The organism is Arthrobacter sp. B2060 (assembly GCF_059090445.1).
Map to the genome: position 1 here is coordinate 772,097 of NZ_JBNHFR010000001.1, position 13,930 is coordinate 786,026.

The window sequence follows — 13,930 nt, forward strand, 5'->3', positions numbered from 1 at the left end:
TACATAGAAGGGCTCAGCTTGGGCGGCGTCGTCTCCGGAATCCTCATAGTTTCCGCCGTCATAGCCGTGGGCTATGTCGCGGCCCGCCTGCGGATCCTCGGTCCCGAGATCCAGGGTGCGCTGACCCGCACAGCCTTCTACATCACCAACCCGGCACTCCTCTTTACTGTGGTGGCCGGAAGTGACATCCGGGCGGCGCTCGGAACGGACGCCCCACTGGCGCTGCTGTCAGCAGCGATAGTGGGGCTGCTCTATTGCCTGCTGAGCTTCCTGTTTTTCCGCCGACCCGTTGCTGAGACCGCTGTCGGAGCAATGGCCAGCAGCTATGCCAATGCCAACAACATCGGGATCCCGGTCTCGCTCTACGCCGTGGGAACGGCCCAGCACGTGGCACCGGTGCTGCTGGTGCAGATCCTGGTCATGGCACCCTTCTACCTGACCGTTCTGGGGCTGTCCTCCGGAGCCAGAATCTCGTGGAAAAAGATGCTGGTCCAGCCGTTCGCCAACCCGATGATCATCGCCTCCGCGCTCGGCGCCGTTGTAGCGCTTACTAGCTGGAGCGCCCCGGACTTGTTACAGAAACCCATCGATATGCTCGCGGGCGGCGCGGTTCCGATGGTGCTGCTGGCCTTTGGCCTCTCCCTGGCCGGGAAGGCACCCCTGCAAGCAGAGGACGGGCGCACGGAAACCCTGGTGGCGACCTTCCTAAAGATTGCAGGCATGCCACTGGTTGTTTGGGTATTGGGCCGGTTCGTTTTCGGCCTGGAAGGCCAGCATCTCCTCGCGAGCGTCATCATGGCAGCCCTCCCGACCGCACAGAACGTGTTCCTCTTCGCCTCCCCCTACGGCAGGGGCATGTCCGTGGCCAGGGACGTGATCCTCTGCACCACGCTGCTCAGCGTCGGGGCGCTGCTGGTGGTCGCCTGGGCGGTCGGATAAGTTCCTGCAGCGGGCGTGCCTTCCGCAAAAGTGGCCGCCGCAAGCAATGGCGGCCCGTCGCAAAAATGTCACACCCCTCTGACAAAGTTTTCCTATGGAAGCCATGGGGGACAACGCAGCGGATCACACCGCAGGCCGGTCGGTAACGTCCGGCTGCAGCGCGGCTTCCCTGCTGCGGAGCCGCAGGCTCCGCAGCGTTCCCGTTTCCGTGCCACATGACGGGCGTGCGGACCGCCTGGCGTTCGACGGCGGTGCTTCGGGCGGGACTGACGCGGCTAGCGCCGTTGGGGACTCTTCTTCGTCCGACGGCGGCGCTTCGGTTAACCTGCACGCCTGCCTCGCGCTCGTGGAAGCGGCGGTGGAGTCCGCACCGGGAGACCTAGCCCTGGCCGGTTTCGGGCAGGCTGCGGATTTCGCCGACCTGGCGGAGGAGCTGTCCCGCCGGGTCGAGCACCTCCAGCTGCTCGCCGCCGCCGCGGTCGAGCGGACACGCACCGCAGCGATCAACACTGCTGCGATCAACACCGCCGGCCCGGCCAGCAAAGCCACGGGCTGGACCACTGGCTGGGGCACCGAACAAGGGCCCGAACCCGCTCCCGCGGTTTCCGCTCTCCCGACCGCAGCGGCCGGGCTTGGGGCGGTGGACCGGCCGATGACGGGTGCCGGAACGCCGCGGAGTTCCTGCGGATCCGGCTCCGGATCAGCATCGGCGAGGCCCGCCGACGCCTCGCCCTCGCCGGCTCCGTTCTCCCCCGTACCGGCATCGGCGGAACGCCCCTGCCCCCGGCCTGCGAACGCACCGCCACCATCCTGGCCGCCGGAACCATCGCCTCCCGCGCCGGGACCATCATCACCACCGCCCTGGACAAAGCCCGCCCCATCGCCGGGCCCGCCGTCCTGGAGCACATGGAAACCATCCTGATCCGCACCGCCGTAGAGAACGACCACGACTTCCTGACCCGCATCGCCCACCGCTGGACCGACGCCATCGACCAGGACGGCACCGAACCCACCGAAGAAGAACTCCGCCACAACCAAGGCGCCTTCCTCCGCCGTCCCCGCCGCGGCCTGCACCACCTCGAAATCTTCGCCACCACCGACCAGTACGAACACCTCCTCACCGTCATGAACACCGCCACCAACCCCCGCACCACCACCCACGCCAGCACTGCCGTCTACACAAACGACAGCGCAGACGGGGACCGGGCCGGGCAGGACACCGCAACCACCGGCTGGGATTCGCCGCCGGACGTTGAGCTGGACCGCCGGACCCGCCCGCAACGACACCTGGACGGACTCGTCGGCGCCTGCAAAGCAGCCCTCACCACCGATGCACTCCCCACAACCGGCGGGCTCCGACCCCAGGTCATGGTCACCATCGACTACCTCGACCTCCTGGACCGCCTCGAACACGAAACCAGCCAAGGACCCCGCTACCGCACCATCAACCGCAGCAGCGCATCGAACCGACCCACGGCCGTAGCCGCCAGCGGGCACGGCGCCCCGGGCGGCACGGGGTCGTTCACGTTCACTGGACCCATCAACGCCGCCACCGTCCGGAAAATCGCCTGCGACGCGGACGTCATCCCCATCCTCCTCGGCAGCGAAGGCCGCATCCTCGACGTCGGCCGCACCACCCGCAGCTTCCCGCCCCACATCCGCAAAGCCCTCACCGCCCGCGACCAAGGCTGCGCCTTCCCCAACTGCACCATCCCCGCCCCCTGGTGCGAAGCCCACCACACCACCTACTGGTCACACGGCGGACCCACCAACACCGACAACGGCGTCCTCCTCTGCACCCATCACCACCACCTCATCCACAAAGAACACTGGCAGATCCAGGTCAACACCGGCATCCCCTGGTTCATCCCCCCACCCCACATCGACCCCCACCAAAAACCCCGCCGCAACCACCACCGAACATAGGCAAGGTGCTCGGCCCATCCCGAAAGCAGCAGCCTTCGTTTGGACTTGTAATACAAGTTTGCTACTTGTATCCTAAGAAGTGCGGGCGACGTCGCCCCGTACCGCTTCCGAGGAGAACCTATGAGCACCGTTGACCTGATCCGGCACGTCAAACTTTCCACCGCGCGGCTTCCGCTGGCCGTTCCGATCAGCGACGCCAAGGTCTTCACTGGTCGCCAAAAGCCCATGACCGAAGTGGTCTTCCTCTTCGCAGAAATCACCACCGAACAGGGTCACACGGGCCTCGGCTTCAGCTACTCCAAGCGCGCAGGCGGCCCCGCCCAGTACGCCCACGCCAAGGAAGTCGCAGAAGGCATCATCGGTGAAGATCCCAATGACATCGGCAAGATCTACACCAAGTTGCTCTGGGCTGGCGCCTCTGTAGGCCGCTCGGGCGTGGCCACGCAGGCCCTCGCCGCCATCGACATCGCGCTCTACGACCTCAAGGCCAAGCGCGCCGGCCTCCCGCTCGCCAAGCTGCTGGGCTCCTACCGCGACTCCGTGCAGACCTACAACACCTCGGGCGGATTCCTCAACGCCACCCTGGACGAGGTCAAGGCCCGCGCCACACAGTCGATCGAAGAGGGAATCGGCGGCATCAAGATCAAGGTAGGCCTCCCGGACAGCAAAGAGGACCTGCGCCGCGTAGCCGGCATCCGTGAACACATCGGCTGGGACGTCCCGCTGATGGTGGACGCCAACCAGCAGTGGGACCGTGCCACCGCCCTGCGCATGGGCCGCCAGCTGGAAAAGTTCAACCTCGTGTGGATTGAAGAGCCGCTGGACGCCTACGATTTCGAAGGACACGCCCATCTCGCCCACGTCCTGGACACCCCCATCGCCACCGGCGAAATGCTCGCCTCCGTAGCCGAGCACAAGGGCCTGATCGCCGCCGACGGCTGCGACATCATCCAGCCTGATGCCCCGCGCGTCGGCGGCATCACGCAGTTCCTGCGTCTCGCGGCCTTGGCGGATGAACGCGGTCTTGGCCTGGCCCCGCACTTCGCCATGGAAATCCACCTCCACCTCGCCGCTGCCTATCCCCGCGAGCCCTGGGTGGAGCACTTCGACTGGCTGGACCCGCTGTTCAACGAGCGCCTCGAAACGAAGAACGGCCGCATGATGGTTCCGGACCGTCCCGGCCTTGGCGTGTCGCTCAGCGACCAGGCACGCGCCTGGACCACGGAGACCGTGGAATTCGGCGCGTAATCTTGAACCCATGAGCCGGAACCTGACCACGGACCTCGCCGCCGACCTTCGCAACCGCATCGTTGACGGCGTCATCCAGCCCGGGGACAAGCTTCCGAGCGAAAACACCCTGATCAACGAGTTTGGTGTGAGCCGCACCGTGGTCCGCGCCGCGCTCACGCGGCTCCAGGCCGAAGGACTCGTGGAAACCGAACGCGGGCGGGGCAGCTTTGCGCTGACCCCGCCCCCGGAAGGTCCGACGGCGGGACAGGCCAGCAGGCCTGTTGTCACCATGGAAGACCGTCTCCACCTGCTGGAGTTCCGGATCGGCGTGGAGGCCGAAGCCGCCACCCTGGCTGCCACCAACCGCACGGACCGCCAGCTCAAGGTCCTTCAGAAAGCGCTGGATGACTTCACGGCCAGCGTGGAGCATCCTGCGCATGCCATGAAATCGGACTACGACTTTCACCGCGCGGTCGCCGCAGCTTCGGGAAACCCCTTCTACTCGGATTGCCTCGCATCGCTGGGCCAGACCATGATCGCCATGCCGCGGACGCGGCTGATGACCGGCGTCGAACACTACGCACGGGACCATTTCGAACAGGTCGTCCACGAGCATGGCTCGATTTATGCCGCCATTGCCGAAGGAGATGCGCCATCGGCTGCCGCGGCCATGCGCAGCCATCTCGCCAATTCCCGCCGCCGCCTTCGCGCAGGACGGTGACAGAGGACGGCGACGAAGGACGGCGGTGAAGGCCTCAAGCAGGAGGCATGCGGGGAATCGGTCTCCGCAGGTATCACGCAATGCAATATTCGTGTTGGACGTGCATGAATCCGGCTGTTTACAGTTAACGGGTGCTGTGGCGAGGAGCACACGGCGTGACCGTCGTCCCCGCAGCGTGAGCTTGCTGATCTATCAAAGAGGATTCCCCCAATGCAGTCTGTAGACACCGCTGTCTCGGATCTGGCTTCGGCCACGAAGAAGTTCTTCAGGCGGGTGCTGCCCATCATGCTGGTCATGCTGGTCTGCAACCAGCTGAACCGGTCCAACATCGGCTACGCCCAGGACCACCTGCAGGCGGATGTCGGCATCGGCGCTGCCGCCTACGGATTCGGTGCGGGACTCTTCTTCATTGCCTACGCCATCTTTGAACTTCCCAGCAACGTGATGATGGAAAAGTACGGCGCAAAGGTCTGGCTGACCCGGATCATGATCAGCTGGGGCACAGTGTCCTTCCTGATGGCTTTTGTCCAGAACGACACGATGTTCTACGTCCTGCGCTTCCTGCTCGGTGCGGCTGAGGCAGGATTCTTCCCCGCCGTCATCTTCTACTTCGCCCGCTGGGTACCCGCAGGCCAGCGCGGCAAGGCCACGGCCATTTTCATTGCCGGTTCGTCGGTCGCCGCCGCCCTGTCGGGGCCGATTGCCGGCATGCTGCTCAGCCTCCACGACGTCTTGGGTCTGCGGGGCTGGCAGTGGCTGTTTGGGTTCGAAGGCCTGCTGTCGGTGGTCGTGGGCATCGTGGTGTTCTTTCTTCTGGATGCCAAGATCCACGACGCAAGGTGGCTTAGCCCCGGCGAAAAGTCTGCCCTCTCCCGTGCAATTGAGGAGGAGGACGCCCAGCACTCCGCCGGCAACGGTACCGGGTCACATGCCGGAGGCAATGCGAAGATCAACCGTTGGAAGATGCTCCTGAACCCCCAGATCCTCCTGCTTTGCGGCATCTACTTCGCCGTGCAGCTCTCCATCTATGCCAACACCTTCTGGCTGCCCAGCATCGTCAGGCAGATCCCCGGCACCACCGACCTGAGCGTCGGCTTCCTCTCCGCCATTCCGTGGGTGTGCGCCGTCTTCGCCATGTACTTTGCAGCCAAATGGCAGGACAAGGCAAAGTCCAAGCGTCCCCTGCTGGTGGTTGCCCTGCTGGTGGCCGCCGTGGGAACGTTCGCGGCCGCCATCGCCACTCCGGTCCTGGCCCTGGTGTTCCTCGCCGTCGCCGCCATGGGCTTCAAGAGTGCTTCTCCGCTGTTCTGGACCATTCCGCAGTCCGGCCTGCATCCGCTGGTCCTGGCCCCGGCCATCGCCATCATCAATTCGCTGGGGAACCTGGGCGGTTTTGTGGCCCCGTTCGGCTTTGGCATCATCAAGGAGCAGACGGGAAGCGTAGTGCCGGGACTCTTCGCGCTGGCCGCGGCATCCACCCTCGCTGCCGGCCTCGTGTACTTCTTAAAGGAGCGCAAGGTCCCCGGGGCAGTAGCTGCTGCGGAGCCGCGTCCTGACGAAGAAGCGGCTACGGAAGCGCAATCCCAGCTCGCCGCCGTCGGGACGAAATAACGTCCGGCTGGCTGTCCACGTCCCGGCTGGCTGTCCACGTCTGGGCCAAGCCGGTGGGGCCAGGCCCAGCACAAGCCGTTTGCCAATAAAGGCCGCCTAGCGTGCCTGCAGGCGGCCTATTTTGGCGAATGGAAAAGCTTCAGGGCTAGCTGTCCTCGCGGGGACCGGCCAGTTCTGCGGAGTCGGACACAGCCAGTCCGCCGGAGTCAGGCCCGGCCAGCCCGGCGGAATCGATCAGCTCGAGGAGCCGCCTTACCGCTGGGTTGGCTGTCTCTTCATTCCACGCAATCTCCAGGTCCACCCGGTTGAGCTCCTGAATGCCGTGACTCCCGTCGATTTCGTGGAATTCGACCCCCGCCGGCGCCGAGGCCATGGCGGACGCCGGCACCAGCGTGACTCCCAGCCCCGCCTGGACAAAGGCGAGGAGTGCCGGGATCTGGCTGGCATATTGGGTGATGTTCGCGTGGGCACCGGCACTGGCAAACAGGCGGAGCACGAGATCGTGGAAGTACCTGGCTTCCTTCGTGGAGTACATCAACAGGGGAAGGCGGTCCAGTTTTCCCAGGGGCAGCGGGGCGCCCTCCTTCATGGGCATGCTTCCAAGCAATGAGCTCCCCACGGGCAGCGCCACGACCAGACGGTCCTTCATGAGGGGCCGTGACACTATGCCCGGGCGGGCCACAATCGGCCTCAAGAGGCCAAGATCCACGCTGCCCTTCACCAGTCCGTCCATCTGGTCCGTGGACACGAGCTCCCTCAGCATGAACGAGACCCCGGGCATGCTGTCGGCCGCGCGGCGCAGCATGAGCGGCAACGCACTTTGGCCGGCGATCGCCGTGTAGCCCACGGTGATGGCTCCAACCTCCCCCGAGGAAACCCTGCGCACATCCAGCTCAGTTTTGATGCACAAGTCCAAGATCTGCCTCGCCCGGGGCAACAACATGGCGCCAGCCGGTGTCAGCTCGACCTTGCGGCTGGTGCGGCCGAAGAGTTGCGTGCCCAGCTTCTTCTCCAGGATCTGGATCTGCCGGCTCAGGGGAGGCTGCGTCATGTTGAGCCTTTCCGCGGCGGCACCGAAATGCAGTTCTTCAGCGACGGCAACGAATGCCTCCAGCTGGGGCAAGGTGAACATCGATACCTTTCATGGATGATCGGGTGCAGAAATTGGCTTGGACGTGGATCGATTCGTCCCATTATGTTCATGTGGAGGGCAGTTGCGAAACCATCCCGCACGGGAAAACCCCGACTTCCCCAACGAACGAACCTACTGGGCAAGCCCACTGACCGAGCCCCCACAGACCGAGCCGCACTTAGGAGCACACCGGAGTGAACCCCGTGAACGAGCACGCAGAACACCTGAAGCAAGTGGTCATCACGCACGTCACCATCACGCCGGTGGCGTTCAAGGATCCGCCGCTTTTGAACACTGTTGGCGTCCACGAGCCCTATGCCCTCCGGGCCATTGTGGAAGTCCACACTGATTCCGGCATCAGCGGGGTGGGCGAAACCTATGGAGACGCCGGCCATTTGGCACGCCTGGAAGCCGCAGCCGCTGGCCTTACCGGCACTGATGTCTTCAACATCAACGGAATCCGAAGCCGCATTGCAGCTGCACTCCAACACGACACGGTCCGTGGGGGCCACGGCATGAGCGGAATGGTCACCGGTTCCAGCACCACGGACCGGGTCCTGTCGGCCTTCGACGTGGCCGCCCTCGACATTCAGGGAAAGCTCCTTGGCCGCCCCATCAGCGATCTTCTTGGCGGCGCTGTCCGCGACACCGTTCAGTTCAGCGGGTACCTGTTCTACAAATGGTCCGGACACCCCGGCCAGGACGACGATTCGTGGGGTGCGGCGCTGGATCCGGCCGGAATTGTTCGGCAGGCCCGGAAGATGGTGGACGAGTACGGTTTCCCTGCACTCAAGCTCAAGGCGGGCGTCTTTCCGCCCGAGGAGGAAGTGGGCGCTGTCAAGGCACTGCGGGCCGAGTTCCCGGCCATGCCGCTCCGGATTGATCCTAACGGCGCCTGGACCGTGGACACATCCATCCGGGTGGGCAAGGAGCTCGACGGCATCCTGGAGTACCTCGAGGATCCCACGCCTGGCATTGAGGGGATGGCTGCTGTCCGGCGCGAGGTAGGGATGCCGCTCGCCACGAACATGTGCGTGGTCAGTTTCTCTGACGTGGCCCCGGCCGTTGCGGCAGGTGCCGTGGATGTCATTCTCTCGGACCACCATTTCTGGGGAGGCCTGCGCCGCTCCCAGTCCTTGGCCGGCATCGCCGACACGTTCGGCCTGGGTCTGTCCATGCACTCGAATTCCCATCTGGGCATCAGCCTCGCGGCCATGGTTCATCTGGCAGCAGCGACGCCGAACCTCGACTATGCGTGCGACACACACTGGCCGTGGAAAGACCCGGAAGAGGATGTCGTCACTGCCGGCACGTTCGCCTTCGAGAACGGGGCCGTCAAGGTCCCCACCGGGCCCGGGTTGGGCATCGAACTGGACCGCGACGCCTTGGAGCGTCTCCACCGTCAGTATCTGGAATGCGGCATCAGGAGCCGGGACGACACCGGGTACATGAGAAAGCTGAACCCTTCCTATGAGCTTCAGAGCCCCCGTTGGTGAGCTCAATGAAGAGCCTGAGGATCGTGGTCACCGACCCCATCATCAGCCGTTTTGAGGACGAGTTAAAGCACGACGGCGGCGCACACCACTGGGACATGGCGGCGGCTTGGACCCCCGACCGCCAGCTGGACGCGCTGGCGGGTGCCGACGTCGTCGTTTGTTCGTCGCTGAGTCCACAGCAGGCGGCCGCCGCCGTCAGGCTGCAGCTCGTGCACGTCACGGGTGCCGGCTGCGACAAGATCTCCTTTCCGGGGCTGCCCCCGGACGCCGTGGTTGCCAACACCTTCCATCACGCGCGGCCCATCGCCGAACATGTCCTGATGCTCACTCTGATGCTGTCCCGCAATGTCCTGGCGGCCGACCGTGCTGTGCGCGGCGGCAGCTGGAAAACCATTGCCACCGATCCGGACGTTCCTTTCCACCCGACCCTCGGCGGAATGACCCTGGGACTCGTGGGCATGGGCTCGATAGGGGCCGAGGTGGCGCGGATGGCCGGCGCACTGGGCATGGACGTCCGCGCCGTCCGCAGGAACCCGGACGCCGGCGTCCCCGACGGTGTCGCGCTGAGCTGGATGGGCGGCAACCACCAGCTGCGGGAGCTGCTGGCCGAGTCCGACGTCGTGGTTGTCACCGTGCCCTTGGACGCTTCGACGGAGGGGATGATCGGAGCCGCGGAGTTCGCCGCCATGAAGCCCACGGCGTTCCTTATTAACGTTGCGCGGGGACCGGTGGTGGACCAGCACGCGTTGTTCGACGCCCTGGAGTCTCAGCGCATCGCCGGGGCGGGCATCGACGTTTGGTGGGGCTTGCCTGCCGATGGCGTGGTGCCTCCGGCGGAACTGCCGTTCGCGTCCCTGCCTAATACCGTTCTCACCCCGCACCACTCCGGACATGCGAGGATCACGTTCGAGCGCCGGGCAGCGGACATTGCGGCCAACATCAGGAGGCTGGCGGAAGGCCGGGAGCTGTTCAACCTGGTGCCCAGGTCCTAGGGCAGCGATCTGCGGCGAGTCGTTCCGACCAACTCATCCGCTCAGGGCTGCAAGGCGGCCAGGACCAGTTGCCCCATCAACAGCAGGCTTCCGAGCCCGGATGCCCCCATCGCCAGCAGCCTCAGGCGTGCGGCGTTCAGGAAGCGGTTCACGAAGCGTGAGGCCAGATAGCCGCCGAGCACCGCAGGCACCATCCAGAGGGCGAGCGTCAAGGTTTCAGCTGTCACGGCGCCTGCTACTCCCAGCGAGACCAGGGAAATGGCGGAGCCGACCATAAAGAACGCGCTCATGGTGCCCCGCAGCCGCGGTCCCCGATGGCCTTGCCACACCAGGGCCATGGGAGGTCCGCCAATGGATGTTGCGGTGCCCATGATGCCTGAAGCTGCACCGGCCGCGATGAGGTTGACCCGGACCGGCCGGGGCGCCCACCCCCTGATGGCAAGCACCAGGCCGGTGAGCACCACCACAACCACAGCCCAGGCAAGTCCTTCCGTGGAGATCACGGCCACAAGCCACGCCCCCAGAAAGCTTCCGGGGATCCGGCCAACGAGGGCCCAGCCGGTGCCGCGGAGATCCAGGTGCTGCCGCTCACGGACCGTCACGAGGATGGTCACGAGCAGTGCCAGGAGAATGAGCGTGGCCGGCAACAGCATCGGATCCACCATGGCCACCACCGGCGCGGCGAGCATTCCCAGGCCGAATCCCGTCGAGGCCTGCAGACAGGCGGCCAGGAAGATCACGCCGGCAATGACCGCATACTCCGTGCCTGTCACCCGGCAGCGGCTGTGGCGGCGGTAAGGCCCTTGATGGTTTCGAGTGGAAAGTGGCATTCGGCCACGTGTGGCGCGCCGGCGGCGGCTGTTGTCACCCGCGGCTCGGGAGCCACCTCGGCGCAGATGTCCTGCGCTTTCCAGCACCGGGTACGGAAACGGCAGCCCGACGGCGGATCCAACGGGGAGGGCAACTCGCCTTGGAGGACGATGCGCTCCCGCTTGGATTCCATCACGTCCAGCCTCGGTGAGGCGGACATCAGCGCGGCTGTGTAGGGGTGCCGTGGATGGTCGAAAACTTCCTCGGTGTCTCCCGTTTCGATGATTCTGCCCAGGTACATCACGGCCACGCGGTCTGCCACGTGCCGCACGACGGTCAGGTCGTGGGAGATGAAGATGTAGGAAACGCCGAGTTCCTGCTGGATGTCATTGAGCAGGTTGAGGACCTGCGCCTGGACGGAAAGGTCCAGGGCGGAGACCGGTTCATCCAGGATGATGACGTCCGGGTTGAGGGCCAGCGCCCGGGCAATGCCAATGCGCTGCCGCTGGCCGCCGGAAAACTCCTGCGGCGATTTACGGGCATCCGATGGCCGCAACCCAACCATGTTGAGAAGCTCGCGCACCCGGGCTTCGCGCTCACGCGGCGTCGGGTAGAGGCTCCGATGGGTGGCCCAGGGCTCTGCAATGATGTCGCCGGCACTCATGCGCGCATTGAGGGAGGCGAACGGGTCCTGGAACACCATCTGGACCCTGCGCCGCCAGCTGAGCAGTTCCTTGCCGCGGAGGCCGAACGGGTTCGTTCCCTCAAACGTCACGGTCCCCTCATCCGGCGTCTCGAGCATCATGAGGGTCCGGGCCAAGGTGGATTTTCCGCAGCCCGATTCCCCCACGAGACCGAGGGTCTCCCCGCGTCCGACCGTCAGGCTGATGCCGTCCAAGGCCTTGAGGCGGGTGTTGCCGCTGGCGCTCTTGGCGACGTGGAATGTCTTGCACAAACCATCGATCTGCAGAAGCGGCTCAGACATTGTTTAACTCCTTGCTGAAGTGGCAGGCTGCGGACCGGACCGGCCGCGGCGGCTGGGTCCCGGGGTAGGTCTCGGTGCGGGGGCCATTGTCGGCAGCGTGCTGCTTGTCCTGGCCACTGTCCATGACAGGCAGCAGCCGGGGACGCTCGGCCCTGCAGATGTCCTGCACGAGCGGGCATCGGGACTGGTAGACGCAGCCGGCCGGAATGTCGTGGAGTTCCGGGGGGCTCCCGGCAATGGACTTCAGATGGGAGCCGCGCTCCACGTGAACAGGCACGGACTCGAGCAGCCCCTTGGTGTAGGGATGCCGTGGATCGCTGAAGACCTCGGAGACCGGTCCGCTCTCCACCACGTTCCCGGCATACATCACCGCCACGGAGTCCGCTTCCTCGGCAACAACCGCCAGGTCGTGGGTGATCAGCACGACGGCCATCTGTCCCTCCTCGCGGAGCTTCCGCAGGAGCTGCATGATCTGTGCCTGGACCGTGACGTCCAGGGCTGTGGTGGGTTCATCCGCTATCAGCAGGCGCGGGTTCAGTGCCACGGCCATGGCGATCAGGATGCGCTGGCGCATACCGCCGGAGAACTGGTGCGGATACGAATTTACGCGGGACTCGGGTTCGGGAATTCCCACCCGCTTCAGCAACTCAACTGCCTGGATCTTGGCCTGCTTGGCGCTCATTCCCTGATGGATCCTGAAGGCTTCGCCGAGTTGTGTTCCCACCGTATAAACAGGGTTGAGCGCTGTCAGCGCGTCCTGGAAGACGATCCCCAGCCCCGGGCCCGCAAACTTGAGCCGCTCCTTCGGTGTCAGGGCCGCCAGATCTGTTCCGTTGAGGAGAATTTCCCCGCCGGCGAGGTCACAGACCGGGTCCATGATCCCGGCGAGGGCCTTCGCCGTCATGGACTTTCCGCAGCCGGATTCTCCGAGCAGCGCGAGGGTCTCCCCCGCGCGGGCCTCAAAGCCCACACCATTGACGGCCCGGATCGTTCCCCGGTGGGTGCGGATGTCCACAGCCAGGTTCCGGACAGTGAGAACGGCATCTTTCACCGGGGACTCCTCGGTGAGCACGGTTTGGGCGGCAGTTTTCACGGCTTGGCCTCCTTTACTGGAATACGGGCAATCAGGCGCTTGCGGGGAAGTGCGAGCCGCCAGCGCTGGGCCGGATCAGTGGCGATGCGCAGCCAGGCCGCGAGGACGTTGGCGGCGATGGTGGTGACCACGATTGCTACGCCGGGAAAGATGGACAGCCACCATGCCGTCTGCAGGTACTGCCTGCCCTGCGAGACCATTAGTCCCCAGCTGACGTCCGGCGGTTGGATTCCGATGCCGAGGAAGCTCAGCGACGACTCGGCCAGCATGACGTAGCAAAATTCGAGCGTGGCAAGTGTGAGGAGCGTCGGCAGGACCACGGGGATGACGTGGCGGCCGATGATGGCGTTCGGCTTGGCGCCGAAGGTCCGGGCAGCGTCCACGAATGTCCTGCTTTGCAGCTCCGCCGATTCGGCCCGGGCCGTTCGCAGATAGATGGGGATCCGGGTGAGGGCGAGGATCAGCACGATGTTTCCTGCGCTCGGGCTGAACACATACAGCACGACGACGGCGAGCAGCAGGGACGGGAAGCTCATGATGACATCGGCGATCCGCATCGACACGTTTTCACGCCAGCCGCGGTGGTAGCCAGCCCAGACTCCCCAGAGAGAACCAATCACGAGGGCAATTGCCACGGCGGGCAGCGCCACGGAGAACGTGGTGCGGCTGGCCACGACGAGGCGTGCGAGCATGCTCCGCCCCAGCGAATCACTGCCCAGGAAGTACTCCCAGCCATTGGCGAGGGTAAAGGGTGCCTTATTGGCGAAGAGGAGGTTCTGTTTGGTTGCGAGGTCGCCCATGAGGGCAGGGCCGACGACGGCGGTCAGCCCGATGGCGATCAGGAGCAGCGCGGACGCTGTGGCAAAGGGGTCCTTCAGCAGAAGCCGGAAAAGGTGGAGGTTCGCCTCCCTCTTTTCCTTCACGGGCTTCGGTTGCTCGGCTGCCGGCAGCTGATCCTGCCCCGTCGGCTCAGTCAACGAAGTCTTCATGGCTAC

12 protein-coding genes are annotated in these 13,930 nt (G+C 65.2%); 7 read left to right on the top strand and 5 right to left on the bottom strand.

Going from position 1 to position 13,930, the window contains the following annotated elements:
- The first annotated feature begins 18 nt into the window (after window positions 1–18).
- The 5 genes from AC5RUM_RS03680 to AC5RUM_RS03700 all read left to right on the top strand — a co-directional run bounded on the left by AC5RUM_RS03680 (window position 19) and on the right by AC5RUM_RS03700 (window position 6,427).
- On the top strand, window positions 19–939 hold the full coding sequence (locus AC5RUM_RS03680) for an AEC family transporter (protein ID WP_494033654.1): 921 nt from the start codon (window positions 19–21) through the stop codon (window positions 937–939).
- A gap of 687 nt (window positions 940–1,626) precedes the next feature.
- Window positions 1,627–2,865 carry an HNH endonuclease signature motif containing protein gene (locus AC5RUM_RS03685; protein WP_494033884.1) on the top strand — a complete coding sequence of 413 codons (1,239 nt, stop codon included), beginning with the start codon at window positions 1,627–1,629 and terminating at the stop codon, window positions 2,863–2,865.
- A 120-nt stretch (window positions 2,866–2,985) separates the two neighbouring features.
- Complete coding sequence (locus AC5RUM_RS03690; protein WP_494033655.1) at window positions 2,986–4,113, top strand: L-talarate/galactarate dehydratase; 1,128 nt, start codon at window positions 2,986–2,988, stop codon at window positions 4,111–4,113.
- A 10-nt stretch (window positions 4,114–4,123) separates the two neighbouring features.
- Complete coding sequence (locus tag AC5RUM_RS03695; protein WP_494033656.1) at window positions 4,124–4,816, top strand: FadR/GntR family transcriptional regulator; 693 nt, start codon at window positions 4,124–4,126, stop codon at window positions 4,814–4,816.
- A 210-nt stretch (window positions 4,817–5,026) separates the two neighbouring features.
- Window positions 5,027–6,427: an MFS transporter gene (locus AC5RUM_RS03700; RefSeq protein ID WP_494033657.1), complete on the top strand. Its 1,401-nt coding sequence runs from the start codon at window positions 5,027–5,029 to the stop codon at window positions 6,425–6,427.
- A 145-nt stretch (window positions 6,428–6,572) separates the two neighbouring features.
- Here the strand turns inward: AC5RUM_RS03700 and AC5RUM_RS03705 are convergent, their stop codons facing one another.
- Window positions 6,573–7,559 (bottom strand): LysR family transcriptional regulator, encoded by a 987-nt coding sequence (locus AC5RUM_RS03705; RefSeq protein WP_494033658.1) that lies wholly within the window; start codon window positions 7,557–7,559, stop codon window positions 6,573–6,575.
- Window positions 7,560–7,753: 194 nt separating this feature from the next.
- Here AC5RUM_RS03705 and AC5RUM_RS03710 point away from each other — a divergent pair, with 194 nt between their 5' ends.
- Together AC5RUM_RS03710 and AC5RUM_RS03715 are read left to right on the top strand one after the other, a co-directional pair.
- Window positions 7,754–9,055 (top strand): glucarate dehydratase family protein, encoded by a 1,302-nt coding sequence (locus AC5RUM_RS03710; RefSeq protein WP_494033659.1) that lies wholly within the window; start codon window positions 7,754–7,756, stop codon window positions 9,053–9,055.
- A 5-nt stretch (window positions 9,056–9,060) separates the two neighbouring features.
- On the top strand, window positions 9,061–10,047 hold the full coding sequence (locus AC5RUM_RS03715; RefSeq protein ID WP_494033660.1) for a 2-hydroxyacid dehydrogenase: 987 nt from the start codon (window positions 9,061–9,063) through the stop codon (window positions 10,045–10,047).
- A gap of 41 nt (window positions 10,048–10,088) precedes the next feature.
- On the opposite strand, the gene AC5RUM_RS03720 is transcribed toward AC5RUM_RS03715, so the two are convergent.
- From AC5RUM_RS03720 to AC5RUM_RS03735, 4 genes are read right to left on the bottom strand one after another with little or no spacing between them, the layout of a single operon-like run.
- The gene (locus AC5RUM_RS03720) at window positions 10,089–10,820 is read right to left on the bottom strand and encodes a sulfite exporter TauE/SafE family protein (RefSeq protein WP_494033661.1); all 732 of its coding nucleotides are present in this window, start codon (window positions 10,818–10,820) and stop codon (window positions 10,089–10,091) included.
- On the bottom strand, window positions 10,817–11,842 hold the full coding sequence (locus AC5RUM_RS03725) for an ABC transporter ATP-binding protein (protein WP_494033662.1): 1,026 nt from the start codon (window positions 11,840–11,842) through the stop codon (window positions 10,817–10,819). Before AC5RUM_RS03725 ends, AC5RUM_RS03720 begins: the two co-directional genes overlap by 4 nt.
- The gene (locus AC5RUM_RS03730) at window positions 11,835–12,935 is read right to left on the bottom strand and encodes an ABC transporter ATP-binding protein (RefSeq protein WP_494033663.1); all 1,101 of its coding nucleotides are present in this window, start codon (window positions 12,933–12,935) and stop codon (window positions 11,835–11,837) included. Before AC5RUM_RS03730 ends, AC5RUM_RS03725 begins: the two co-directional genes overlap by 8 nt.
- Window positions 12,932–13,924: an ABC transporter permease gene (locus tag AC5RUM_RS03735; RefSeq protein WP_494033664.1), complete on the bottom strand. Its 993-nt coding sequence runs from the start codon at window positions 13,922–13,924 to the stop codon at window positions 12,932–12,934. The genes AC5RUM_RS03730 and AC5RUM_RS03735 overlap by 4 nt, the downstream gene beginning before the upstream one ends.
- Window positions 13,925–13,930 lie beyond the last annotated feature (6 nt).

What these genes read in the sequence shown, in the direction of transcription:
- AC5RUM_RS03690 (WP_494033655.1), top strand. Translation starts at nt 2,986, where the DNA reads ATGAGCACCGTTGACCTGATCCGGCACGTCAAACTTTCCACCGCGCGG.
- AC5RUM_RS03695 (WP_494033656.1), top strand. Translation starts at nt 4,124, where the DNA reads ATGAGCCGGAACCTGACCACGGACCTCGCCGCCGACCTTCGCAACCGC.
- AC5RUM_RS03700 (WP_494033657.1), top strand. Translation starts at nt 5,027, where the DNA reads ATGCAGTCTGTAGACACCGCTGTCTCGGATCTGGCTTCGGCCACGAAG.
- AC5RUM_RS03705 (WP_494033658.1), bottom strand. Translation starts at nt 7,559, where the DNA reads ATGTTCACCTTGCCCCAGCTGGAGGCATTCGTTGCCGTCGCTGAAGAA.
- AC5RUM_RS03715 (WP_494033660.1), top strand. Translation starts at nt 9,061, where the DNA reads ATGAAGAGCCTGAGGATCGTGGTCACCGACCCCATCATCAGCCGTTTT.
- AC5RUM_RS03725 (WP_494033662.1), bottom strand. Translation starts at nt 11,842, where the DNA reads ATGTCTGAGCCGCTTCTGCAGATCGATGGTTTGTGCAAGACATTCCAC.
- AC5RUM_RS03735 (WP_494033664.1), bottom strand. Translation starts at nt 13,924, where the DNA reads ATGAAGACTTCGTTGACTGAGCCGACGGGGCAGGATCAGCTGCCGGCA.